This window comes from Frigoribacterium faeni (genome assembly GCF_011761235.1).
GTDB classification, from domain to species: Bacteria; Actinomycetota; Actinomycetes; order Actinomycetales; family Microbacteriaceae; genus Frigoribacterium; species Frigoribacterium faeni_A.
Genome location: NZ_JAAOYW010000001.1, coordinates 644,495 through 666,222 on the forward strand (window position 1 = coordinate 644,495; position 21,728 = coordinate 666,222).

The following is a 21,728-nucleotide window of genomic DNA, read 5'->3' on the forward strand; positions in this document are numbered from 1 at the left end:
TCAGCGGGCGTCGGCGGGGTCGCCGAGCGGCACGTCGGTCGCGGCGACGACGTCGGCGACGAGGTCGTAGGCCGCCGTCACCGCCCCGGCGCCGGCGCGGCCGGCCAGGATGATGCGGTGCCCGAGCACGGGGCCGCTGAGCGCGTCGACGTCGTCGGGCACCACGAACGAGCGGCCATTCAGCGCCGCCCACGACTTGGCCGCGCGCATCAGCTGCAGCGTCGCACGGGGGCTGGCGCCGAGCCGCACCTCGGGGTGCACGCGCGTGGCCTGGACGATGCGGACCGCGTAGCGCTCCACCGCCTCGGCCGTGTAGACGCCCCGGACGGCCGCGATCATGCGGGTCAGGTCGTCGAGCGAGACGAGCGGCCGGAGCACGTCGAGGGGGCTGGTGCGCTCGCGCTGGCGGAGCATGCGCAGCTCGCTCTCGGCGTCGGGGTAGCCGAGCGAGATGCGGGCCATGAAGCGGTCGCGCTGCGCCTCGGGCAGCGCGTAGGTGCCCTCCATCTCGACCGGGTTCTGCGTCGCGACGACGAGGAACGGGTCGGGCAGCGGGTGGGTCACGCCGTCGACGGTGACCTGGCGCTCCTCCAGGCTCTCGAGCAGGGCCGACTGGGTCTTGGGCGAGGCCCGGTTGATCTCGTCGCCGATGACGACGTTGGCGAACACGGGGCCGGGCACGAACTGGAAGCCGCCCCGCTCGCGGTCGTAGACCGAGACGCCCGTGATGTCGCTCGGCAGCAGGTCGGGCGTGAACTGGATGCGGGTCACCGTGGCGTCGACGGCCTTCGCGAGGGCCCGGGCGAGCTGCGTCTTGCCCACGCCGGGGACGTCCTCGATGAGGAGGTGCCCCTCGGCGAGCAGGACCGTGAGGGCCGTGCTGATGGCCCCGTCCTTGCCGTCGATCACCGTGGCGACGGCCTCGAGCACGCCACGGGCCTTCTGCTGCACCTCGTCCAGCTCCATGGGCGGCAGGGCCGGGGCGGCCTCGGGCCGACGGCGCTCTCGGCGGGCCTCGCTGCTGGGGGTGGTCGTCGTCGTCATCGTCGTCTCTCGGGTGCCGGGCGGGGTCGTGGTCGGGCCGTGCTGCGGTGCGGGATCGTCTGCTGTCGTCGTCTGTCGTCGTGGTTCGGAGCCGGGGGCCCGGCGGGCGGGGTCAGGTCGTGGCGAGGTGGTCGGCGACGGCCGCGGGCACGTAGGGCCGCACGTCGCCGCCGAGCGAGGCAACCTGGCGCACGAGCGAGCTCGAGACGTGGGCGTGTGCCGGGTCCGGCAGCAGGAACACGGTCTCGACGCCGGCCAGGCTGCGGTTCATGATCGCCATGGGGGTCTCGTAGGCGACGTCGACCTGCGACCGGATGCCCTTGACGAGCACCGACGCGCCGACCTCGGTGCAGTAGTCGACGAGCAGGCCGACGCTCCAGCTGTGCACGGAGACCGTGTCGGGCAGGCCCGCGTCGCGGAGCGACCTCTCGAGCAGGGCGACCCGCTGCGGGAGGGGCAGCAGGGCCGACTTGTCGGGGTTGTGCACGACCAGCACGTGCACCTCGTCGAAGATCACGGCGGCCCGCGCGATGACGTCGACGTGGCCCAGGGTGACCGGGTCGAACGACCCCGGGACGACGGCGATCCTGCTCATCCGGCCACCCTAGCCCGACGTCGCCCCGCCGCAGGCGACGCCTCGGCGAACTCGGAGACAGGTGCCGCGAGGAGCCCGGAGGCGCCGGTCGGGTCGGCCGGGACCGGCCGCGTGACGGGACCGGCCGGCTCAGCCCGCCGCCATGAAGTCGCGGCTCGAGTCGTCGACGCGCCGGGCGATGGCGGCGGCGAGCGCCGGGTGGCCGGCCAGGGAGGGGTCGGACTGGAGCAGCTCGGCGGCGTGCTCGCGGGCGGTGCCGATGAGGTCGCCGTCGGTCGTGACGCGGAGCAGCCGCAGGGACGACCGGCCGCCCGACTGGAGGCTGCTGAGCACGTCGCCCTCGCGTCGCAGCTCGAGGTCGACCTGGGCGAGCTCGAAGCCGTCGAGGGTCGCGGCGACGGCGTCGACGCGTTCGCGGGCCGGCGAGTCGACCGGCGCGTGCGTGACGAGCAGGCAGAGACCGGGGTGCCCGCCCCGGCCGACCCGTCCCCGCAGCTGGTGCAGCTGCGAGATGCCGAAGCGGTCGGCGTCGAGCACCACCATCGTCGACGCGTTCGGCACGTCGACCCCGACCTCGATGACGGTCGTCGCGACGAGCACGTCGATCTCGCCCCGGGCGAAGCGCTGCATCACCGCGTCCTTCTCGTCGGACGGCATGCGGCCGTGCAGCGGCTCGACCCGGACGCCGTCGAGCACGGGCAGCGACCGGGCGAGGGCCGTGACGGCCTCGACGCTGGCGCGCTCGGGGACGTGGGGCGCGGCGCCCTCCGGCGCGTCGTCGGAGCCGGCCGCCGCACCGTCGGCGGGCGCGGTCGCCTCGCCCTGCTCGACGCTGGCGGCGTCGATGGCCGGGCACACGACGAACACCTGCCGGCCCTTCGCCACCTCTTCGGCGGAGCGCTGCCAGATGCGGTCGGCCCAGCCGGGCCGCTCGGCGAGCGGCACCACGAACGACTCGATGGGCTGCCGCCCGGCCGGCAGCTCGGTGATCGTCGACACGTCGAGGTCGCCGAAGACCGTCATGGCGACGGTGCGCGGGATGGGCGTCGCGGTGAGCACGAGCACGTGCGGCGGCGCGGCGCCCTTGCGGCGGAGCGCCTCGCGCTGCTCGACGCCGAACCGGTGCTGCTCGTCGACGACGACCAGGCCGAGGTCGTAGAACTCGACGGCCTCGCTGATCAGGGCGTGCGTGCCGACGACGATCCGCGCCTGGCCGCTGACGATCGCGAGGGTCGCCCGGCGGCGCTCGGCGGTGCTCATCTGCCCGGTGAGCAGCACGGGGCGCAGCTCGGCCGCGAGGTCGGGCCCCAGCGAGCGCACGATCGAGCGGAGGTGCTGCCCGGCGAGCACCTCGGTCGGGGCCAGCAGCGCCGACTGCCCGCCGCTCTCGGCGACGGCCAGCATCGCCCGCAGCGCGACGAGGGTCTTGCCCGAGCCGACCTCGCCCTGCACCAGGCGGTTCATCGGCACGTCGGCCCCGAGGTCGCGGTCGATCTCGGACCCGACGAGCACCTGGTCGGACGTGCGCGCGAACGGCAGTGCCGCGTCGAAGCGCTCGAGCAGCCCCGCGGGCCGTGCCGTGCGCGCCGTCGCCGTGGTCGTGCGCAGCTCGGCCCGCTGCTGCAGCAGGGCGCTCTGCAGCACGAAGGCCTCCTGGAAGCGCAGGGCGTCGCGGCCGCGCAGGTGGTCGCGGTCCTTCTCGGGGCGGTGCACCAGCTCGAGGGCCTCGCGGAGCGGCACGAGCTCGAGCTCGGACCGGACGGACGCGGGCACCGGGTCGTCGACGGGCGGCAGCGTGTCGAGCACGACCTCGACCGAGCGCTGCACCTGCCACGAGGCGACGGAGGCGCTGGCCGGGTAGATCGGGATCGGCTGCCGGGCCCAGGCCTGCGCCTCGGCGTCGCCGACCCCGGCGACGGCCTCGTGCGAGGCGTCGAACAGCTCGTAGTCGGGGTGGGCCAGCTGTCGCAGGCCGCGGTAGTCGCCCACCTTGCCGGCGAAGATGCCCCGGGCGCCCGGCACCAGGTCTCGCGCGCGCCAGGCCTGGTTGAAGAAGGTGAGGGTGAGGATGCCCTCGCCGTCGCCGATGCGGACCTCGAGGATCGACCCCCGGCGTGCGCGCATCGTGCGCTCGCGCACGTCGAGCACCTCGGCGACGATCGTGACGCTCTCGCCCAGCGGCAGCGAGTCGAGCGCGGTCAGCTCGCCCCGTCGGGCGTACCGCCGCGGGTAGTGGGCCAGCAGGTCGCCGACGGTGCGCAGCCCGAAGGCCTTCTGCATCGCCTGCGCCGTGCGGCCGCCCAGCGCGCTCGACAGCGAGGCGTCGAGCGGCGACGGGTCGGGCAGGGGCGCGGGCACCTCACCACGCTACTGCGCGCCCCCGACACGGGTCGACGGGCCCGGCCTCAGAGCCGGAACGAGTACCCGCCGGAGGCGCGGGTCGCCGCCGCGAGCGCGGTCACGTGCCGGTCGTCGTCGACCTCGAGGGCCCGGAGCTGCCGCGCGACCTGACGGGCGGACTGCTTGCAGAACCCGACGGCCAGGTGACGCTCGGCGTCCGAGTCGGCCCGCGCCTCCTCGAGGGCGACCGAGGCACGCGAGAGGACGGCCGTCTGCGCGTAGATGCCGGAAGCCGCCTCGGCCAGGCGCTTCTGCACCAGCTGCGCCTCCTGCACCCGCTTGCCGTGCTTGCGGAGCGCCCCCTCGGCCCGCTCGCGCAGCCGGGAGACCTGCTCGCCGACCTCGGCGGCGGCCCGCGACAGCTGCGGGTGCACGCCCACGGGACGCTCGGGCGCGATCCGGCGCTGCACGCGGCCCGCCACGTACGGCGCCAGCACGCCGATCGCACGGCCGGGGTCGCCGAGGCTCAGGGACGACACGTCGGGCAGCTCCTCGCTGAGCGCCTTGAGCCCGTTCAGCGCGACGAAGGCCCGCATCACGTCGTTGGCCCCCTCGAAGATCGGGAAGATGCGGAAGTCGCGCAGGGCCTTCGACAGCGGGTGGGCCGCCATGAAGGCCTCCCCGCCGTGCAGCTGCACGGCGCGGTTGAGGGCGAACCAGCCGGTGTCGCTCGCCACGACCTTGGTCATGGCCGACTCGAGCGCGAAGTCGGTGTCGCCCCGGTCGACGAACCCCGTGGTCATGTACGACATCGACTCGACCCCGTAGATCTGCTGCGTCATCCAGGCGAGCTTGTCGCCGACCATCTCGAAGTCGGCGAGGGGCCTGCCGAACTGGCGGCGCGCCTCCGTGTGCTCGACCGACCAGGCGAGGAACTGCTTCATGCCGCCCGCGATCGCGGTGCCCATCGACATGCGGCCGTTGTTGAGCGTGGCCATGGCGATGCGGAACCCGTCGCCGGGCTCGCCGAGCAGGTTCTCGGCCGGCACGCGGACGTCGGTGAAGTGGACCCGCTGCAGGTCGTTGGCCCGCAGGCCGAGGGTCTCGAAGCGCGGGCCGGTGGTCAGGCCCTCGGTGCCCTTCTCGACCACGAGCGCGACGTGGCCGAGCTCGCTGCGGGCGAAGACCGTGAGGACGTCCTTGTCGCCGTTGCCGATCCAGCGCTTCTCGCCGTTGAGCACCCAGCTGCCGTCGCTCTGGCGCTCGGCCGTCGTCTCGAGGTTCCACGCGTCGCTGCCCACGTTCGGCTCGGTCAGGGCGAACGCGGCCAGCCTGCGCCCGCTCGCGAGGTCGGGCAGCCAGCGCGCCTTCTGGTCGTCGGTGCCGAACAGGTGCAGGGGCTTCGTGCCGATCGACTGGTGCACGCCCATCACCGTCGCGAGCGTGCCGTCGACCCGGCCGAACTCCTCCATGACGCGGCAGTAGGCGCTCTGGCCCAGCCCGAGGCCGCCGTACTCCTCGGCGACGAACAGGCCGGTCAGCCGGCGTTCGCCCAGGGCCCGGATCGTGTCGTCGCCCACCCAGCCCTCGCGCTCGGCCCGCAGCGGGTCGTAGTCGGCGAGGACCTCGCGGGCCGACGCGGCGATCGTCTCGACCCTGGCGGCCTCGGCGGCCGACATGTGCGGGAACGGGAAGACGAGCTCCGAGGCGATCCGCCCCGCGAACAGCGACTTGGTGAAGGAGGGCCGGACAGTACGATCCACGCTGGTCATGGGGGTGATCGTGCCCCTCGCCGAGCCGGCCGCCAACTCGCTTGTGCGGGTCCCACGACCGGGCGGGCGCCTCCTCGGCCGGGCCTTGTCGACTTGCTCGAACGGCCGCGTCGATGGGCCAGGATGGGGGCGTGTCCCGCATCATCTCCGGCTTCGCCGACAACCTGACCCTCGCCGTCCCCAAGACGGGCACGCGTCCGACGAGCGACCGGGTGCGGGAGGCGCTGTTCTCGTCGCTCGACTCCCGAGACGAGATCGCCGGCCGCCGCGTGCTCGATCTCTACGCGGGCGCCGGCGGGCTGGGTCTCGAGGCCGCGTCGCGCGGGGCCGCCACCGTCGTGCTCGTCGAGAAGGGGCCGGCCGCCGCGAAGGTGCTCCGCCGGAACGTCGAGGCCGTCGTCCGGCGGGCGCCCGTCGGCCGGGCGCCGCGCGTCGACGTCGTCGTGCAGCCCGTGCGCTCGTACCTGTCGGGCGGCGCGGGGCCCGTCGACCTCGTCTTCTTCGACCCGCCCTACGAGCTGACCGGCGCCGAGCTCGCCGCCGACCTCGAGGCGCTGCTGCCGGCGCTGGCCGAGCAGGCGCTCGTCGTCGTCGAGCGCGCCTCCCGCGACGGCGAGCCCGCCTGGCCCGCCGGGGTCACCCTCGACGCCCGCAGGTCGTACGGCGACACGACGGTCTGGTTCGCGACCCGCGACGACTGAGCGGGGCGCGGGCAGGGCCGAGGAGGCGCGGGCCGGGTCAGCCCTGTCGGCCGGACCAGAGGCGGTACGGGTCCCACCCGCCCGGCTCGCCGAGGTCACGGCCGTCGACCGCGACGCGGGGCTCGCCGCCGTCGACGTCGCGCACCGAGCCGAGCGGCCGGAAGCCCCCCGGCAGGTCGGCGCCGGCGGGGAACGTCGCGAGCAGCGAGTGGTCCTCTCCCCCGGCCAGGGCCGCGTGCGGGTCGTCGCCGAGAGCGGCGGCGTCGAGGTCGACGACGACCCCGGAGGCGCGGGCCAGGCGGGTCGCGTCGAGGGCGAGGCCGTCGGACAGGTCGAGCATCGCCGTCGCGCCGGCGAGGGCCGCCGCCGGGCCGTCGGCGATCGGCGGCGTCGGCGCCAGCTGCCAGCCGACGTCGGCGTCGCGCTCACGGACCGCACGGGCGAGGGCCGCGTCGGGCTCGCCGTCGTGGTCGACGCCGAGCCGGAAGAGCAGGTCGAGGCCCCGGGCCGCCCGGCCGAGGGGCCCGGAGACGGCGACCACGTCGCCGGGTCGCGCGCCGTCGCGGCGCACGGGCGCGTGGCCGTCGAGGTCGCCGAAGGCGGTCACGGCGACGGTGAAGACGGCCGAGACCGAGAGGTCGCCCCCGACGACGCCGCAGCCCGGCGCCATCGCCGCACAGGCGTCGCGGAGGCCGTCGGCGAACCGCTCCAGGTCGCCGACCGGCGTGTCGCCCGGCACCGCGAGGGCCACGACGAGGGCCGTGGGACGCGCGCCCATGGCGGCGACGTCGGACAGGTTGGAGGCGGCGGCCTTCCATCCGAGGTCGTGCGGGGTCGACCAGGCCCGACGGAAGTCGGGGCCGTGCACCATGAGGTCGGTCGTCACGACGAACCGGCCGTCGGGCGCCGCGACCACGGCGGCGTCGTCGCCCGGGCCGAGCTGCGTGTCGAGCCCGCGCGGCAGGCGCGGCAGGATGCGCGCGAGGGTGGCGAGCTCGCCGACGGCCGCGACCGTGTCGGCGGCAGGGGCCGCGGGCCCTGCGGTGTCGGCAGCGTCGAGAGACCCGGATGATCGTTCCATGGGGTCGACGGTAGCCTGGCGGGGATGTCCGCCCCCTCCCGCCGCCTGCGCCCCTCCCTCCTCGTCGCCCTCGGCGTCGTCGTCGCGTCCGTCCTCTCGGGCTGCACCGCCGCCGTGCCGATGGAGCCCGCCGACGCCTCGAACGACCCTGCCTGCGCCCAGGTCGTCGTGCACCTGCCCGACACCGTCGGTCCCGACCAGTCGCCCCAGCAGCGCCGCGAGACCGACGCCCAGGCCACCGGCGCCTGGGGCACGCCCGCCACGGTGCTGCTGCGCTGCGGGGTCGAGTCCCCCGCGATCTCCGACCTGCCGTGCAACAACGTCCAGGGCGTCGACTGGCTGTCGGACGACGGCCCCCAGGACGGCGACGCGTTCACCTTCACGACCTACGGCCGCACCCCCGCCGTCCAGGTCGTCGTCAGCGCGGACGTCGGCACCACGGCCCTGTTCGACCTGGCCGACGCCGTCGGCTACCTGCCGGAGGACGGTCGCGCGTGCGTCGGCGTCGACGACCTGCCGAGCACCGGGGACCCGACCGGCTCCCCGTCCGAGTCGCCCGCGTCCTGACGCGCGCCCGCGCGCTCAGCGCTCGGTCGCGAGGCCGAGCTCGATCAGCTCGGTGATGAGCTCGGGGTAGCTCAGGCCGCTGGCCAGCCAGCAGGCCGGGAACATCGAGATCGGCGTGAAGCCCGGCATCGTGTTGACCTCGTTGACGACCCAGCCGGCGTCGGTGAGGAAGAAGTCGACCCGGGCCAGGCCGCTGCCGTCGATCGACCGGAAGGCGAGCGCCGCGAGGCGCTGCATCTCGGCCAGCTCGTCGTCCGACAGCGGGGCCGGGCAGAGCAGGTCGGCCCCGGCACCGCCGAGGTACTTCGACTCGAAGTCGTAGAAGGTCTCGTCGCTCAGCACGATCTCGCCCGCGACCGAGGTGCGCGGGGCGCCCCCGTCGCGGCCGCCGAGCACCGCGCACTCGATCTCGCGGCCGACGACCCCGGCCTCGACGAGCACCTTGCCGTCCTCGGCGAAGCCCGTCTCCATCGCCGCGGCGAGCTGCTCGGGGCCGTCGACGCGCGAGACGCCCACGCTCGACCCGGCCCGGGCCGGCTTGACGAACAGCGGGTAGCCGAGCGGCGCGACGTCCGCCGCCACCTGGTCGGGCGAGGCCTGCCACCGGTCGCGGCGGACCGTGCGCCACGGCGCCACCGCGATGCCGGCCTCTCGCAGCACGGTCTTCGTGAAGTGCTTGTCCATGCCGACGGCCGAGGCCAGCAGCCCCGCGCCGACGTAGGGCAGCCCGACGAGCTCGAGGAGTCCCTGCACCGTGCCGTCCTCGCCGAAGCGCCCGTGCAGGATCGGGAACACGACGTCGACCTCGCCCAGCAGGCGCACGCCGCCGTCGGGCTCGACGACGCTCAGCTCGCGGCTCGTGGCGGTCTCTGGCCAGCGCACGCGGGTGCCGTTGTCGCGCACCTCGGGCAGCGCGTCGGCGTCGAGGGCGAAGAGCGCCGCGTCGTCGGGCTGCAGGGTGAAGGCCCCGTCGCGGGTGATGCCGACGGGCAGCACGTCGAAGCGGTCCCGGTCGATCGCGGCGAGCACGCCCCCCGCGGTGGCGCAGCTGATCGAGTGCTCGCTGGACCGGCCGCCGAAGAGGACGACGACGGTCTGCTTCTCGGCCGAGGTGGGGATCTGGGTGGTCATCGGGGGCCTTCCGGGGTGGTTCGGCGCCGGCGCCGGACGAGCGGGCAGGAGGCGCGGGTCGCGTCCGTGACGGACACCGCGCCTCCTGCCCGCTACTCGCCCTGGGGCTCGTCGGTCTCGGTCAGGTGCGGTGCGATGTTCCGCGGGTCGAGCGTACCGGCGAGCACCTCGGCGACCTGCTGCACGATGGGCATGTCGACGCCCCGCGAGCGGGCGAGCTCGAGGATGGGCGCGACGGAGGCCAGCCCCTCGGCCGTCTGGTTCATCTGGCGCACGACGTCGCCGAAGGCGTAGCCCTGCCCGAGCAGGCGGCCGGCCGTGTTGTTGCGCGACAGCGGCGACTCGCACGTGGCGATGAGGTCGCCGAGCCCGGCGAGCCCGGCGAGGGTCTCGGCCTTCGCCCCGAACGAGACCGCGAACGAGGTCATCTCAGCGAGCCCGCGGGTGATGATCGACGCCTTCGTGTTCTCGCCGTAGCCGACGCCGTCGACGATCCCGATCGCGACGGCGATGAGGTTCTTGAGCACGCCGCCGAACTCGGTGCCGATCACGTCGGTGTTGACGAACGACCGGAAGTACGGGTTGGTCGCGGTCGCGGCGACCGCCGTCGCCGTCTCGAGGCTGCGCGACGAGACGACGGCCGCGGTCGGCTGCCGCTTCGCGATCTCGAGGGCGAGGTTCGGGCCGGACGCCACGGCGATCAGGTCGGGGTCGATGTCGAGCTCCTGCTCGATGACCTGGCTCATCCGCAGCCCGGTCGCCTTCTCGACGCCCTTCATCAGGCTCACGACGGGCACGCCGGCCGGCACGAGCTCGCGCACGGCGGCGAGGTTCTCGCGGAGCGTCTGGCTGGGCACCGAGAGGTAGACCTGCTCGGCGCCGCGCAGGGCCGCGGCGACGTCGGGGGTCGCCCGGAGGGTGCGGGGCAGGTTGATGCCCGGCAGGTAGTCGCTGTTGCGCTTGCTCTCGGTGATCTCGCGCGCGAGCTCGGGCCGCCGCGCCCAGAGGGTCACGTCGGCCCCGCCCTCGGCGAGCACCTTGGCGAAGGTGGTGCCCCAGCTGCCGGAGCCGAGCACGGCCACGGTGCGCGGCACGGCGCTGCGCATGACGACGGAGATCGCCTCGGTCGTGACGGCGCCCTCCCCCAGCGCGCCGATCGCGTCCTCGCGGCTCCCGGCCGCCCGCTCGTCGGGACTGCTCACGGCGATCAGGCCTCTCTCTGGTGCTTCGTCTGGGGGTCCCACGGCACGGCGGGCGCGGGCTCGTCGCGGAGCCCGGCCAGCAGCTCGGTGATGCGCTGCATGACGAGGGCGGTGGCGGCGGCGTACTCGGCCTGGTCGAGGTGCCTCCCTCGCCACGGCGACAGGTCGACCGGGTCGCCGATCGCGGCGACGATGCGCTTGCGGGGGAACAGGCTGAGCTTCGTCGACCCGCGCCCCATCACGTGCTGGCTGCCCCAGTGGGCGACGGGGATCAGCGGCACCCCCGCCTGCAGCGCGAGGCGGACCGCGCCGCTCTTGCCCTTCATTGGCCAGAGGTCGGGGTCGCCCGTCAGCGTGCCCTCGGGGTAGATGACGACTCCCCCGCCGCTGGTCGCGAGCGCCCGACCGGCCTGCAGCGGGTCGCCGGCGTGCGTGCGCCCGCCGCGCTCGACGGGGACGTGCCCCATGGCCCGCATGAGCGACCCGAAGACGGGCACCCGGAACAGCGACGCCTTGGCGAGGAACCGCGGCACGCGCCCCAGCGTCCACATCAGGCGCGCCACGACCACGGGGTCGATGTTCGTGTAGTGGTTCGGCGTGAGCACGAACGCGCCCTCGGCCGGCAGCTTCTCGCCGCCCCGCACCTCGATCCGGGCGAGCCGGTCGAAGAGCGGGGCGCCGACGGCGGCCACGCCGCGGAACACGGCGCTCTTCTCCTTGCCGCGGCCGAACCGTCCCACGTGGCGGGACGTCTGGACGAGGGGCGCGTCGACTCCGCCGGCCGGCGGGGTCGGCGAGGAGGCGTCGCTCACGTCGCGATCAGCCCTGGAAGTCGAAGTCGGCGCCCAGCTTGCGCAGCTTCGCGATGAAGTGCTCGTAGCCGCGGCTGATGATGCCGACGTTGCTGATCTTCGACTCGCCCTCGGCCGTGAGGGCCGCGATGAGGTGGCTGAAGCCGCCGCGCAGGTCGGGCACGCGGATGTCGGCGCCGTGCAGGGCGGTCGGTCCGTTGATCACGGCCGCCTGCTCGAACTCGCGACGGGCGACGCGGCGGTCGTGGCCGGGCAGGCCGTCCTTGTGCACGGTGATGTCGGCGCCCATGTCGTTGAGCGCCTCGGTGAACTGGAACCGGTTCTCGTAGACCGTCTCGTGCACGATCGACGTGCCCTGCGCCTGCGTCAGGGCGACGATCAGCGGCTGCTGCCAGTCGGTCATGAAGCCGGGGTGCACGTCGGTCTCGACGACGACGGGCTTGAGCTCGCCGCCGGGGTGGAAGAAGCGGATGCCGTCCTCGTGGACGTCGAAGTCGCCGCCGACCTTGCGGAAGACGTTGAGGAACGTCATGAGGTCTTTCTGGTCGGCGCCCTCGACGAAGATGTCGCCCTTGGTGGCGAGCGCGGCGCTGGCCCAGCTCGCGGCCTCGTTGCGGTCGTTGATGGCGCGGTGCTGGTAGCCGCGAAGGGTCTTGACGCCCTCGATGAAGATCACGCGGTTGGGCTCGACCGAGACGACCGCGCCCATCTTCTGGAGGATGGCGATGAGGTCCATGATCTCGGGCTCGATCGCCGCGTTGCGGAGCTCGGTGACGCCGTCGGCCAGCACGGCCGTGAGCAGCACCTGCTCGGTCGCGCCGACGCTCGGGTAGGGCAGCTCGATGTTCGCGCCGCGCAGCCCGTCGGGCGCCGTGAGGTGGATGCCGTTGTACGACTTGTCGACGACGGCGCCGAACGCCCGCAGGGCGTCGAGGTGGAAGTCGATCGGCCGGTCGCCGATGCGGCAGCCGCCCAGGTCGGGGATGAAGGCCTCGCCGAGACGGTGCAGGAGGGGGCCGCAGAACAGGATCGGGATTCGGCTCGAGCCGGCGTGGGCGTCGATCTCGGCGAAGTGCGCCGACTCGACGTTGGCGGGGTCGAGGATCATCTCGCCGCGCGCCGGGTCGGTGATGCGGACGCCGTGGACCTCGAGCAGGCCACGCACGACCTGCACGTCGCTGATGTCGGGCACGTCGCGGAGGATGCTCGGGGTGTCGCCGAGCAGGGACGCGACCATCGCCTTGGTGGCGAGGTTCTTCGCGCCGCGCACCTCGATGCGGCCGATGAGCGGCTTGCCGCCGCGGATGACGATCTCGTCGGAGGTGAGGCCCACCCGGGCACCTGCTGCTGCTGCGTCTTGGACGAGGGAGTTCACTACTTCACCGGCAATGTCTTGGGGCGCCAGGCGGCGCGGCGGGTTTCGAATTCTGTGATGGCGGCCTCGTCGCGGAGAGTGAGTCCGATGTCGTCGAGTCCTTCGAGGAGGCGCCACTTAGTGTAGGCATCGACCTCGAACGAGACCGTGAGGTCGCCGACCGTGGCGGTCTGCGCCTCGAGGTCGACCGTGATCTCGATGCCGGGGCTGGCCTCGACGACGGCCCAGATGCGCTCGACGTCCTGCTCGGCGACGACGGCGCTGAGCAGGCCCTGCTTGCCCGAGTTGCCCCGGAAGATGTCGCCGAAGCGCGAACTGAGCACGACGTCGAAGCCGAAGTCGCGCAGGGCCCAGACCGCGTGCTCGCGGCTCGAGCCCGTGCCGAAGTCGGGGCCGGCCACGAGCACGCGGGCGCCCTGGTACTCCGGTCGGTTCAGCACGAAGTCCGGGTCTTGCCGCGCCGAGAAGAACAGGGCGTCCTCGAAGCCGGTCTTGGTGACCCGCTTGAGGAACTCGGCCGGGATGATCTGGTCGGTGTCGACGTTCGAGCGCTTCAGGGGCGCGGCCACGCCGGTGACGACGGTGAACTTCTGCACTAGCGCGCGCCTCCTGCGGTCTGGTCGGCGAGCTCGCCGGCCACCTGGTCGAAGATCGGGGTCTCGGCGGAGGCGGCGCCCCCGTCGGCCTCGTCGGCCTCGAGATCCCACGGGGAGGAGAGCGTGCCGCGCACGGCCGTGGCCGCGGCGACGAGGGGCGACACGAGGTGCGTGCGCCCGCCCTTGCCCTGGCGGCCCTCGAAGTTGCGGTTCGAGGTCGAGGCGCAGCGTTCGCCGGGGGCGAGCTGGTCGGGGTTCATGCCGAGGCACATCGAGCAGCCCGCGAAGCGCCACTCGGCCCCGAAGTCGGTGAAGACCTTGTCGAGCCCCTCGGCCTCGGCCTCGAGGCGCACCCGCGCCGAGCCCGGGACGACCATGACGCGGACGCCCTCGGCCTTGGTGCGGCCCCGGACGATCGAGGCGAACGCCCTGAGGTCTTCGATGCGGCTGTTGGTGCACGAGCCCATGAACACGGCGTCGACGGGGATCTGCTTCATCGGCGTGCCGGCCTCGAGGGCCATGTACTCGAGGGCGCGCTCGGCGGCGGCCCGCTCGTTCGCGTCGGAGACCGTCGCGGGGTCGGGCACGGCGTCGCTCAGCGAGACGCCCTGGCCGGGGTTCGTGCCCCAGGTCACGAACGGCTCGAGCTCGTCGGCGTCGAGGAACACCTCGGCGTCGAACACGGCGTCGTCGTCGGTGGGGAGGGTCTTCCAGTAGGCGACGGCCTCGTCCCAGTCGGCGCCGGTCGGGGCGTGGTCGCGGCCCTCGAGGTAGTCGAACGTCGTCTGGTCGGGGGCGACCATGCCGGCGCGGGCGCCCGCCTCGATCGACATGTTGCAGATCGTCATGCGCCCCTCCATCGAGAGGGCGCGGATCGCGCTGCCGCGGTACTCGAGCACGTAGCCCTGGCCGCCGCCGGTGCCGATCTGCGCGATCACGGCCAGGATGATGTCCTTCGCCGTGACGCCGGGCCGCAGCGTGCCCTCGACCGTGACCGCCATCGTCTTGAACGGCTTGAGCGGCAGGGTCTGCGTCGCCATGACGTGCTCGACCTCGCTCGTGCCGATGCCGAAGGCCATCGCGCCGAACGCGCCGTGCGTCGAGGTGTGCGAGTCGCCGCAGACGACCGTGATGCCCGGCATGGTGAGGCCGAGCTGGGGACCGACGACGTGCACGATGCCCTGCTCGGCGTCGCCGAGGGGGTGCAGGCGGACGCCGAACTCGGCCGTGTTGCGGCGCAGCGTCTCGATCTGGGTGCGGCTCGTCAGGTCGGCGATCGGCTTGTCGATGGCCAGCGTGGGGGTGTTGTGGTCTTCGGTGGCGATGGTCAGGTCGACGCGCCGCAGCGGGCGCCCCGCCTGGCGCAGGCCGTCGAACGCCTGGGGGCTCGTGACCTCGTGGAGGAGGTGGAGGTCGATGTAGAGGAGGTCGGGGGCGCCGTCCTCGCCCTTGACGACGACGTGGTCGTCCCACACTTTCTCGGCAAGCGTCCTGCCCACGGGCACGCCCCTCTCTCGCGGTGTCTCGGTCGGGATGATCGTCGAAGTCTACGCCAGCGCCTTCCCGGCCCGGCCCGGCGCGCTGAGGGGTGCAACGCCCTCGGGGAGGCGGCATTCCCGCTCCCGACGACCGCCCCGCGCCCCCCTGCCGAACGGACCGGCCCCGGGCTCCGAACACCCTCACGACGCCGGTCCACGACGTCGGTCCCGCGGCGACCCGGGCGTCCCCCGGACGCCCCGCCCCCGCCGGGTCGGACGCCACGGGGCCGGGTACCCTGACGGCACCCGCGGCACGCGGGGCCCCTCGACGAGGAGGTCGACCGAGCATGGCGCGAGACGACCGACCGTGGAGCCCGGCCCGACCGGGCGCGGGTCGGCGCGGCGACTCGTCCGCCGAGCGCCAGCCGCTCCCTGCTCACGTCGGACGCCCGGGCGGCCCCGCCTCCGACCCCACCGCGGCCGACGACGGCGACCCCGTCGGGCCGGCCGGGCGCCCCGAGGGCGCGACCCGTCGTCGTCTCCGGGCCCCCGCCTCCTCGTCCGGCCGGCTGCGCGCGGCGTACGGCGTGCTCGCCGCCGCGACCGCGCTCGTCGTCGTCGCCGGCTTCGCGGTGCTGCCCGGCTACGGCGCCTCCCCCGCGGAGGGCCCGCGGGTCGACGAGCTGCGGCGGTCGCCGTCGGAGGCCGCCTGGACCCTCGACCTCGCCGCCGCCCTCGCCCCCGACGTGCCCCCGCGGTGCGTGCACGTCTGGCCCTCGGCCGCGTCGGACGGCCTCGTCGCGGTGGGCACCTCGGTCGACCTCGAGGTCGACGACGCGGGATCCGCCCCGGACTGTCGGCGCGCCGCGGTCGCCGGGCGCACCAGCCGCATCGCCCTGGTGGAGGCCGCGACCGGCCGGGTCCGGTGGGTCCACGACCTCGCCGCCGACGTCCCCGACGCGGACGCCCTCGCGATCCCGGCGACGCAGGTCGTCCCCGACGCGCACCGCGTGCTCGTGCAGGTGCAGACCACGGGAGGCGCCGCCCAGGTGGCGCTGGACCTGGCCGACGGCAGCTCGGAGGAGGTAGCACGCGGCCGCCGTGACCTGCCCGCCGTGAGCGTCGCCGCGGTCGGACGCCTCCAGCTGCGGGCGGTCGGCGGCTCCGACGACGCGTCCCGGCGGTTCTCGCTCGTCGACGCCGCCGACCTCACGGAACCCGTCTGGCAGGGCCGCGCCGACGTCGGCACCACGCCCCAGCTGCTGCGCACGGGCGTGGTCGTGACGGCGGGCGGCGGCTCGTCGTTCGTCGACGGCCGCACGGGCACCGCCCGGCCGCTCGACCTCGGGCGCGGCACGACGGTCCAGACGGCGGCGGCCGGCCCGTCCGGCGACGCCTCGCTGTACGTCGTCGAGCGCCCCCGAAGCGGACCGCCCGCGGTCTCGGCCCTGGGCGGCGACGGCGAGCACCGCTGGACGACGCCCGCCGAGGCGGCGGCCCTGGTGGTCACGGACCGGTGCGTCCTCGCGGTCGCGCCCGACGCCTCCTCGACCACCTGCCTCGACCCGCGGGACGGCCTGCCGCGCTGGAGCCGTGACCTCGGCGGCCCCTCGCGCGTGGCCGCGGTGCCCGGGCAGTCGCCCGACGACGTCTGGGTCGTGGTGCAGCGCGCCGACGGCCCCGAGCTGACCGCCCTCGACGCCGCGGACGGCACGCGTCGCCTCGCCGTGCCGCTCGGCTCGTCCGACGAGGTCGTGGCCGCCTCGCGCACCGCGGTCTACGTCGAGACCGACGACTCCGGCACCCTGCCGCACGCGGTGACCGCCTACGACGCGTCGAGCGGACGCCGCCTCTGGACCACCGCCTCCACCGGCAGCGTGTCGTTCTGGGCCGGGTCGCTCGTCGTCGTCGACGACCGCGCCGCCGCCTCCCGGCTCGTCGACCGCACCCGCGTCGGGAGGACCTCGTGACCGCGCCCGACGACCGCTGGCTGCCTGCACGCCCCGGCGCCTCGATCGTGTGGGAGCGACCGGCCACGCCGCCGTCGGGCGTCCCCCGCGAGGGGCGGGCCCCCGAGGAGGCGCGGGCCGGGCACCCGGACGAGCCCGCCTCGCCTGCGGCGTCGCGCGCGGTCCCGGGGCGCGTCGCTCGCCGGTGGCGACGGCTCTCCCCCGGCCGCCGCCTCGGCGTCGGCTACCTCGCGCTGCTCGCCGTCGCCGCGCTCGTCGCCGGGGCCCTCGCACCCGGCCAGCCGGTCTACGGCGGCCTGTCGCCCTGGCAGGGCGCGGGGACGGTCGACCTGCGGGAGGCGCCCACCGCCTCCGGCTGGACCGCCGACCTCGCCGGCGCGCTCGCCCCCGGCGCCCCCGCGCTCTGCCTGCGGTTCCCGTCGCGGCCCGTCGGCGACGACGGGCTCGTGCTCGTGCGCGCCGCGGCGGCCTGGACGTACGGCTTCGCCAACGACGCGGGCTGCGGCAGCGACACCCGGTCGGTGGGCTCCCGGATCGGCCTGCTCGACACCCGGGACGGACGCATGGTGTGGGTGCACGACGTACGGGACGACCTCGACGGGCTCGACGACCTCGACGGGGCGGAGGTCGCGTCGGCCTCGGTCGTGGACGACGGCGGCGCGCCCGAGCGCGTGCTGCTGCGCGCCGCCGGGGGCGGGCGGGCTCGGCTCGTCGCCCTCGACCCCGCGACGGGCGCCGTCGTCGACGCGTCGGCCCCCTGGACGACCACCGACGCCGAGCAGTTCCAGGCGGAGGGGCAGGTCGTCCTCACCGGTCGGCAGCCGTCCGCGGGCGGGGCGTGGCGGTGGGAGGTGCGCGCGGCCGACGACCTCGGACAGGTCAGCTGGCGCGGCGCCGGCACCACCACGGGCGTGGTCCTGGCCCTGCCCGACCGGGCGCTCGTGTCGACCCCCGAGGGCACGCTCCAGGTCGACCCGGGCACGGGCCGGGCGCGCGCCTGGGGCGCGCGGCTCGACGCCCTCGCGGCGCCGGTCGTCCACGACGACCTGATCGTCTCGACGACCGGACGGGCGGGCGGGTTCACGGCCGTCGACCACGAGGGGCGCACCCGCTGGGTCTCGGACCCGTCGGTGCGCGGGGCGGCGAGCGCCGCCCGCTCGTGCCTCGCCGTGACCGACGCGGCGGACGACCGGGTGAGCTGCGTCGACTGGCGCACCGGGGCCACGCGCTGGACCCGGACGGGGCTGGGGGCCGTCGGGGTCGACGGGCTGCCCGGGCAGACCGACGAGGCCGTCTTCGCCTCCGGGTCGGCGGGCGACGACGGGACCACGACGCTGCGGGTGCTCGACGGCGAGGACGGGGCGGCCACCGCCGTGGCCCGGCTGCCGCGCGGGGCCGTGCCGGTCGCGACCGGGCGCACGGTCGGCTACGCCCTCGCCTACGGCAGCTCGGGAGGCCGCTCGACCGTGGTGGCGTTCGACCGCTCCTCCGGCGACCGGCTGTGGGTCTACGCGGGCCGGCTGCAGGTGTCGTTCTGGGGCGGGGTGCTCGTCGACGTCGACGTCGACGGAGTGGCGCACGAGCTGACCGGGCCTCCCCCGCCCGACGTCGTGGCCGCGACCGGCTGACCACCGTCGTTCGAACACGTGTTCGATCCGTGGGCTAGGCTCGGGAGCATGAGCACCACGTTCACCGCCTCCCTCTTCGACGGGCTCGACGACGCGGGCACCGAGCTGCGGCCCCTCGACGGGGCGGTGCAGCACCTGCCGCTCGACGACGGCGCCTGGCTCGACGTCGTGCCGGGCTGGGCCACCGGCAGCGACGCCCTGTTCGAGCGGCTCGTCACCGAGGTGCCCTGGCAGGCCGACCGCCGCACCATGTACGACCGGGTCGTCGAGGTGCCGCGGCTCGTGTCGTCGTACGGCGAGCACGACCTGCTGCCCGACTCCGTGCTCGGCACGGCGCGCGACGAGCTGAACCGCTGGTACTCCACCCGCCGCGGCGCGCCCGACGAGCAGTTGTTCCGCCGCGCGGGGCTGTGCTTCTACCGCACCGGCGACGACAGCATCGCCTGGCACGGCGACCGGGTCGGGCGCACCGTCGACCGCGACACGATGGTGGGCATCCTCTCGCTGGGCGCCCCGCGCACGCTGGCCGTCCGGTCGCGGCGCACGGGCCGGGTGCAGCGGTTCCCCCTCGGCCACGGCGACCTGCTCGTCATGGGCGGCAGCTGCCAGCGCACCCACGAGCACGCCATCGCCAAGACCCGCAAGGCCGTCGGCCCGCGCATCTCGGTGCAGTTCAGACCGGTGTGGCCCGCGTAGGCCGCCCACGGCCGCAGCGGGGCACATCGGTCTGAGCCAGACGGACGCTGCGACCGGTGTGGCCCGCCTAGGACGTCTCCTGTACGACGCGCGTCGTCTGACGCGGCCTGCGCTCGTATGCTGTGCGCACGACCGACGACGAGGTGGACGAGCATGGCAGCGACCCGCGACGACGTGGCGCGCCTCGCGGGCGTCTCGTCGAGCACCGTCTCGTACGCCATCAGCGGGCGCCGCACGATCTCCGTCGCGACCCGGCGTCGGGTCGAGGCGGCCATGGCCGAGCTGAACTACACGCCCAACGCCTTCGCCCGCGGCCTGGCCGGCTCGCGGGGCGGGATCCTCGCCCTGCACTACCCGTCGGGCAGCCGCGGCGTGACCTCCTCGGAGTACGAGTACGTGGCCGCGGCCACCGACCGGGCCCGGGAACGCGGCTACCACCTCCTGCTCTGGTCGACCCCGGTCGACGACGTCGAGGGGCTCGCGAGCCTGGTCAGCGAGGGGCTGGTCGACGGGGTGGTGCTGATGGAGCTGACCGCCGTCGACGACCGGGTGCCGGTGCTGACGGAGGCGCGGGTCCCGTTCACGAACATCGGGCGGCCGGACGACGTGGACGGCCTCTGGTTCGTCGACGCCGACTACGAGGCGCTCGGCCGGCTCGCGGTCGGGCACCTCGTCGACCTCGGGCACCGGCGCGCCTTCTTCCTCAGCCAGCGCGTCGGGCCGCGGGAGCGGGGCTCGGGGCCGCTCGCCCGGGCGTACCGCGCCCTGCACGGGGCCGCGGCCGAGCAGGGGCTCGCCCTCGACGTGCACGAGGCGGTCGTCACGGTCGCGGGCGGCCGCCGGGCCTTCGACTCGTTCTGGGCCTCGTCGTCCCGGCCCACGGCGGTGGTCGCCTTCAACGAGACCGCCCTGGCGGGGTTCGTACAGGGCGCCGCCCTGGCCGGGTGCGCCGTGCCCCGGGACGTCTCGGTGGTCGCCCTGAGCATCGGCGACCTCGCCGCGGACATGACCTCCCCGCCCCTGACGACGGTGTCGCCTCCCGGCGTGGAGCTCGCCTCCGCGGCCGTGGACCACCTGGTCGACCGGCTGGAGGGGCTCCGACACGACGCACCGCACCTCCTCGTCGCCCCTCAGCTCGTGGTGCGCGGCAGCTCCGCGGCCGCCGTGTCGACCACGGCGCGCCGCTAGCACGGGTTGTTGCGCGGCCCCTGTGCCTGTGTGACACTCATCGTCGACGCGCGTCGACGATGACGGGCGTTGCAGTGGCCGGGCTCGGCAGCACGAGCAGGCCACGTGCGTCGCAACTCGATGAGGAGAACACCATGCGAGCATCCCTGCACCGCAGATTCACGGGCCCCCTGGCGATCCTGGCGGCCTCGAGCTTCCTGATGGTCGGCTGCTCCGGCACCGCGGACCCGAACGACCCGAACGCGGGCGGCGGCTCCGGCGGATCGGTCGGCACGGCCGACGGCGTCGTCAACGTCTACGGCACCATCAACGGCGACGAGGCGACCCTGCTCGAGGAGTCCTGGGCCGACTGGGAGAAGCAGAACGACATCGACATCAAGTACACGGGCGACAAGGAGTTCGAGAAGCAGATCGGCATCAAGGTCCAGGGCGGCGACACCCCCGACCTCGCGATCTTCCCGCAGCCCGGCCTGCTGGCCGACACGGTCGCGTCCGGCAAGGTGCAGGAGCTCCCCGCCGACGCCCTCGCCAACGTCAAGGAGGGGTGGTCGGAGGACTGGCAGAAGTACGGCCAGGTCGACGGCACCCAGTACGGCGCCCCCCTGATGGCCAGCGTCAAGGGCTACATCTGGTACTCCCCCGCGAAGTTCGCGGAGTGGGGCGTCGAGATCCCGAAGACCTACGACGAGCTCGTCGAGGTCTCGAAGACCATCCAGGAGAAGACCGGCACGGCCCCGTGGTGCGCCGGCTTCAACTCGGGCGAGGCCTCGGGCTGGCCCGGCACGGACTGGATCGAGGACCTCGTGCTGCGCGGCGCCGGCCCCGACGCCTACGACTCGTGGGTGGCGGGCGACACCGAGTTCACCGACCCCGACGTGAAGGCCGCCTTCGACTCGGTCGGCACGATCCTCCAGGACCCGTCGATGGTCAACGCCGGCTACGGCGACGTGAAGTCGATCAACTCGACGGCCTTCGGCGACGTCGCGACGAACGTCGCGAACGGCAGCTGCGCGCTGACGCACCAGGCCTCGTTCTTCGAGGGCTTCCTGACCGCCGCGAACAACGCGGACGGCCAGCCCGCCACGGTCGCCGAGGACGGCGACGTCTGGGCGTTCCTCACCCCGCCGATGGAGGAGGGCGACCCCGCGGCCGTCACCGGAGGCGGCGAGTTCGTCGCCGCGTTCTCGAACGACGACGACACCGCGAAGGTGCAGGCGTACCTCGCCAGCGCCGACTGGGCCAACAGCCGCGTCTCGCTCGGCGGCGTCATCAGCGCCAACAAGGGCCTCGACCCCGAGAACGCCGGCAGCGACCTGCTGAAGAGCGCCGTCGAGATCCTGCAGGGCTCCGACACGACGTTCCGCTTCGACGGCTCGGACCTGATGCCCAAGTCGGTCGGCTCGGACAGCTTCTGGAAGGGCATGGTCGACTGGATCGACGGGACGGACACCGACTCCGTCCTGGAGGAGATCCAGGCCGGCTACACCAGCTAGCCGCAGACCCGATCGTGAGGGGCCGTCGCCGTCGGCGGCGGCCCCTCACGCCTCCCCGG

18 protein-coding genes are annotated in these 21,728 nt (G+C 74.6%); 7 read left to right on the forward strand and 11 right to left on the reverse strand.

The window, feature by feature from the left end:
* The 4 genes from FHR78_RS02975 to FHR78_RS02990 form a co-directional block, all read right to left on the reverse strand.
* Positions 1 to 966 carry an AAA family ATPase gene (locus FHR78_RS02975; RefSeq protein ID WP_166759676.1) on the reverse strand — a complete coding sequence of 322 codons (966 nt, stop codon included), beginning with the start codon at positions 964 to 966 and terminating at the stop codon, positions 1 to 3.
* 190 nt (positions 967 to 1,156) lie between these two features.
* Positions 1,157 to 1,639, reverse strand: a complete 483-nt coding sequence (gene coaD, locus FHR78_RS02980; protein ID WP_166759005.1) for a pantetheine-phosphate adenylyltransferase — start codon at positions 1,637 to 1,639, stop codon at positions 1,157 to 1,159.
* Positions 1,640 to 1,768: 129 nt separating this feature from the next.
* A complete protein-coding gene (locus tag FHR78_RS02985) occupies positions 1,769 to 3,997 on the reverse strand; it encodes an ATP-dependent DNA helicase RecG (protein ID WP_347878024.1) in 2,229 nt (742 codons plus the stop codon).
* A gap of 47 nt (positions 3,998 to 4,044) precedes the next feature.
* Entirely contained in the window at positions 4,045 to 5,751 is a 1,707-nt protein-coding gene (locus FHR78_RS02990; RefSeq protein ID WP_166759006.1) for an acyl-CoA dehydrogenase family protein, read from the reverse strand.
* Between the two features lie 131 nt (positions 5,752 to 5,882).
* Between FHR78_RS02990 and rsmD the strand changes: the two genes are divergently transcribed.
* On the forward strand, positions 5,883 to 6,452 hold the full coding sequence (gene rsmD / locus FHR78_RS02995; RefSeq protein WP_347878025.1) for a 16S rRNA (guanine(966)-N(2))-methyltransferase RsmD: 570 nt from the start codon (positions 5,883 to 5,885) through the stop codon (positions 6,450 to 6,452).
* 37 nt (positions 6,453 to 6,489) lie between these two features.
* On the opposite strand, the gene thiL is transcribed toward rsmD, so the two are convergent.
* Positions 6,490 to 7,533 (reverse strand): thiamine-phosphate kinase, encoded by a 1,044-nt coding sequence (gene thiL, locus FHR78_RS03000; RefSeq protein ID WP_166759008.1) that lies wholly within the window; start codon positions 7,531 to 7,533, stop codon positions 6,490 to 6,492.
* A gap of 24 nt (positions 7,534 to 7,557) precedes the next feature.
* Between thiL and FHR78_RS03005 the strand changes: the two genes are divergently transcribed.
* On the forward strand, positions 7,558 to 8,100 hold the full coding sequence (locus FHR78_RS03005; RefSeq protein ID WP_166759009.1) for a DUF3515 domain-containing protein: 543 nt from the start codon (positions 7,558 to 7,560) through the stop codon (positions 8,098 to 8,100).
* A 15-nt stretch (positions 8,101 to 8,115) separates the two neighbouring features.
* Here FHR78_RS03005 and FHR78_RS03010 read toward each other — a convergent pair whose 3' ends face one another.
* The 6 genes from FHR78_RS03010 to leuC all read right to left on the reverse strand — a co-directional run bounded on the left by FHR78_RS03010 (position 8,116) and on the right by leuC (position 14,715).
* Positions 8,116 to 9,231 carry a D-alanine--D-alanine ligase family protein gene (locus FHR78_RS03010; protein WP_166759010.1) on the reverse strand — a complete coding sequence of 372 codons (1,116 nt, stop codon included), beginning with the start codon at positions 9,229 to 9,231 and terminating at the stop codon, positions 8,116 to 8,118.
* A gap of 92 nt (positions 9,232 to 9,323) precedes the next feature.
* Positions 9,324 to 10,337 carry an NAD(P)H-dependent glycerol-3-phosphate dehydrogenase gene (locus FHR78_RS03015; protein ID WP_166759678.1) on the reverse strand — a complete coding sequence of 338 codons (1,014 nt, stop codon included), beginning with the start codon at positions 10,335 to 10,337 and terminating at the stop codon, positions 9,324 to 9,326.
* 101 nt (positions 10,338 to 10,438) lie between these two features.
* On the reverse strand, positions 10,439 to 11,245 hold the full coding sequence (locus FHR78_RS03020) for a lysophospholipid acyltransferase family protein (protein WP_347878026.1): 807 nt from the start codon (positions 11,243 to 11,245) through the stop codon (positions 10,439 to 10,441).
* A 7-nt stretch (positions 11,246 to 11,252) separates the two neighbouring features.
* On the reverse strand, positions 11,253 to 12,620 hold the full coding sequence (gene murA, locus FHR78_RS03025) for a UDP-N-acetylglucosamine 1-carboxyvinyltransferase (RefSeq protein ID WP_166759011.1): 1,368 nt from the start codon (positions 12,618 to 12,620) through the stop codon (positions 11,253 to 11,255).
* The gene (gene leuD, locus FHR78_RS03030; protein ID WP_166759012.1) at positions 12,620 to 13,216 is read right to left on the reverse strand and encodes a 3-isopropylmalate dehydratase small subunit; all 597 of its coding nucleotides are present in this window, start codon (positions 13,214 to 13,216) and stop codon (positions 12,620 to 12,622) included. Before leuD ends, murA begins: the two co-directional genes overlap by 1 nt.
* The gene (gene leuC / locus FHR78_RS03035; protein WP_166759013.1) at positions 13,216 to 14,715 is read right to left on the reverse strand and encodes a 3-isopropylmalate dehydratase large subunit; all 1,500 of its coding nucleotides are present in this window, start codon (positions 14,713 to 14,715) and stop codon (positions 13,216 to 13,218) included. The genes leuD and leuC overlap by 1 nt, the downstream gene beginning before the upstream one ends.
* A gap of 326 nt (positions 14,716 to 15,041) precedes the next feature.
* Here leuC and FHR78_RS03040 point away from each other — a divergent pair, with 326 nt between their 5' ends.
* From FHR78_RS03040 to FHR78_RS03060, 5 genes are all read left to right on the forward strand, one after another.
* On the forward strand, positions 15,042 to 16,664 hold the full coding sequence (locus FHR78_RS03040) for a PQQ-binding-like beta-propeller repeat protein (protein ID WP_166759014.1): 1,623 nt from the start codon (positions 15,042 to 15,044) through the stop codon (positions 16,662 to 16,664).
* Positions 16,661 to 18,292: a hypothetical protein gene (locus tag FHR78_RS03045; protein ID WP_166759015.1), complete on the forward strand. Its 1,632-nt coding sequence runs from the start codon at positions 16,661 to 16,663 to the stop codon at positions 18,290 to 18,292. The genes FHR78_RS03040 and FHR78_RS03045 overlap by 4 nt, the downstream gene beginning before the upstream one ends.
* 48 nt (positions 18,293 to 18,340) lie before the next feature.
* Positions 18,341 to 18,988: an alpha-ketoglutarate-dependent dioxygenase AlkB gene (locus FHR78_RS03050; RefSeq protein WP_166759016.1), complete on the forward strand. Its 648-nt coding sequence runs from the start codon at positions 18,341 to 18,343 to the stop codon at positions 18,986 to 18,988.
* Positions 18,989 to 19,141: 153 nt separating this feature from the next.
* Positions 19,142 to 20,176, forward strand: coding sequence for a LacI family DNA-binding transcriptional regulator (locus FHR78_RS03055; RefSeq protein ID WP_166759017.1), 1,035 nt, complete (start codon positions 19,142 to 19,144; stop codon positions 20,174 to 20,176).
* A gap of 134 nt (positions 20,177 to 20,310) precedes the next feature.
* The gene (locus FHR78_RS03060) at positions 20,311 to 21,669 is read left to right on the forward strand and encodes an ABC transporter substrate-binding protein (protein ID WP_166759018.1); all 1,359 of its coding nucleotides are present in this window, start codon (positions 20,311 to 20,313) and stop codon (positions 21,667 to 21,669) included.
* The last annotated feature ends 59 nt before the right edge of the window (positions 21,670 to 21,728 follow it).

What these genes read in the sequence shown, in the direction of transcription:
- FHR78_RS02975 (WP_166759676.1), bottom strand. Translation starts at nt 966, where the DNA reads ATGGAGCTGGACGAGGTGCAGCAGAAGGCCCGTGGCGTGCTCGAGGCC.
- coaD (WP_166759005.1), bottom strand. Translation starts at nt 1,639, where the DNA reads ATGAGCAGGATCGCCGTCGTCCCGGGGTCGTTCGACCCGGTCACCCTG.
- FHR78_RS02990 (WP_166759006.1), bottom strand. Translation starts at nt 5,751, where the DNA reads ATGACCAGCGTGGATCGTACTGTCCGGCCCTCCTTCACCAAGTCGCTG.
- thiL (WP_166759008.1), bottom strand. Translation starts at nt 7,533, where the DNA reads ATGGAACGATCATCCGGGTCTCTCGACGCTGCCGACACCGCAGGGCCC.
- FHR78_RS03005 (WP_166759009.1), top strand. Translation starts at nt 7,558, where the DNA reads ATGTCCGCCCCCTCCCGCCGCCTGCGCCCCTCCCTCCTCGTCGCCCTC.
- FHR78_RS03010 (WP_166759010.1), bottom strand. Translation starts at nt 9,231, where the DNA reads ATGACCACCCAGATCCCCACCTCGGCCGAGAAGCAGACCGTCGTCGTC.
- FHR78_RS03015 (WP_166759678.1), bottom strand. Translation starts at nt 10,337, where the DNA reads ATGCGCAGCGCCGTGCCGCGCACCGTGGCCGTGCTCGGCTCCGGCAGC.
- FHR78_RS03040 (WP_166759014.1), top strand. Translation starts at nt 15,042, where the DNA reads ATGGCGCGAGACGACCGACCGTGGAGCCCGGCCCGACCGGGCGCGGGT.
- FHR78_RS03050 (WP_166759016.1), top strand. Translation starts at nt 18,341, where the DNA reads ATGAGCACCACGTTCACCGCCTCCCTCTTCGACGGGCTCGACGACGCG.
- FHR78_RS03055 (WP_166759017.1), top strand. Translation starts at nt 19,142, where the DNA reads ATGGCAGCGACCCGCGACGACGTGGCGCGCCTCGCGGGCGTCTCGTCG.
- FHR78_RS03060 (WP_166759018.1), top strand. Translation starts at nt 20,311, where the DNA reads ATGCGAGCATCCCTGCACCGCAGATTCACGGGCCCCCTGGCGATCCTG.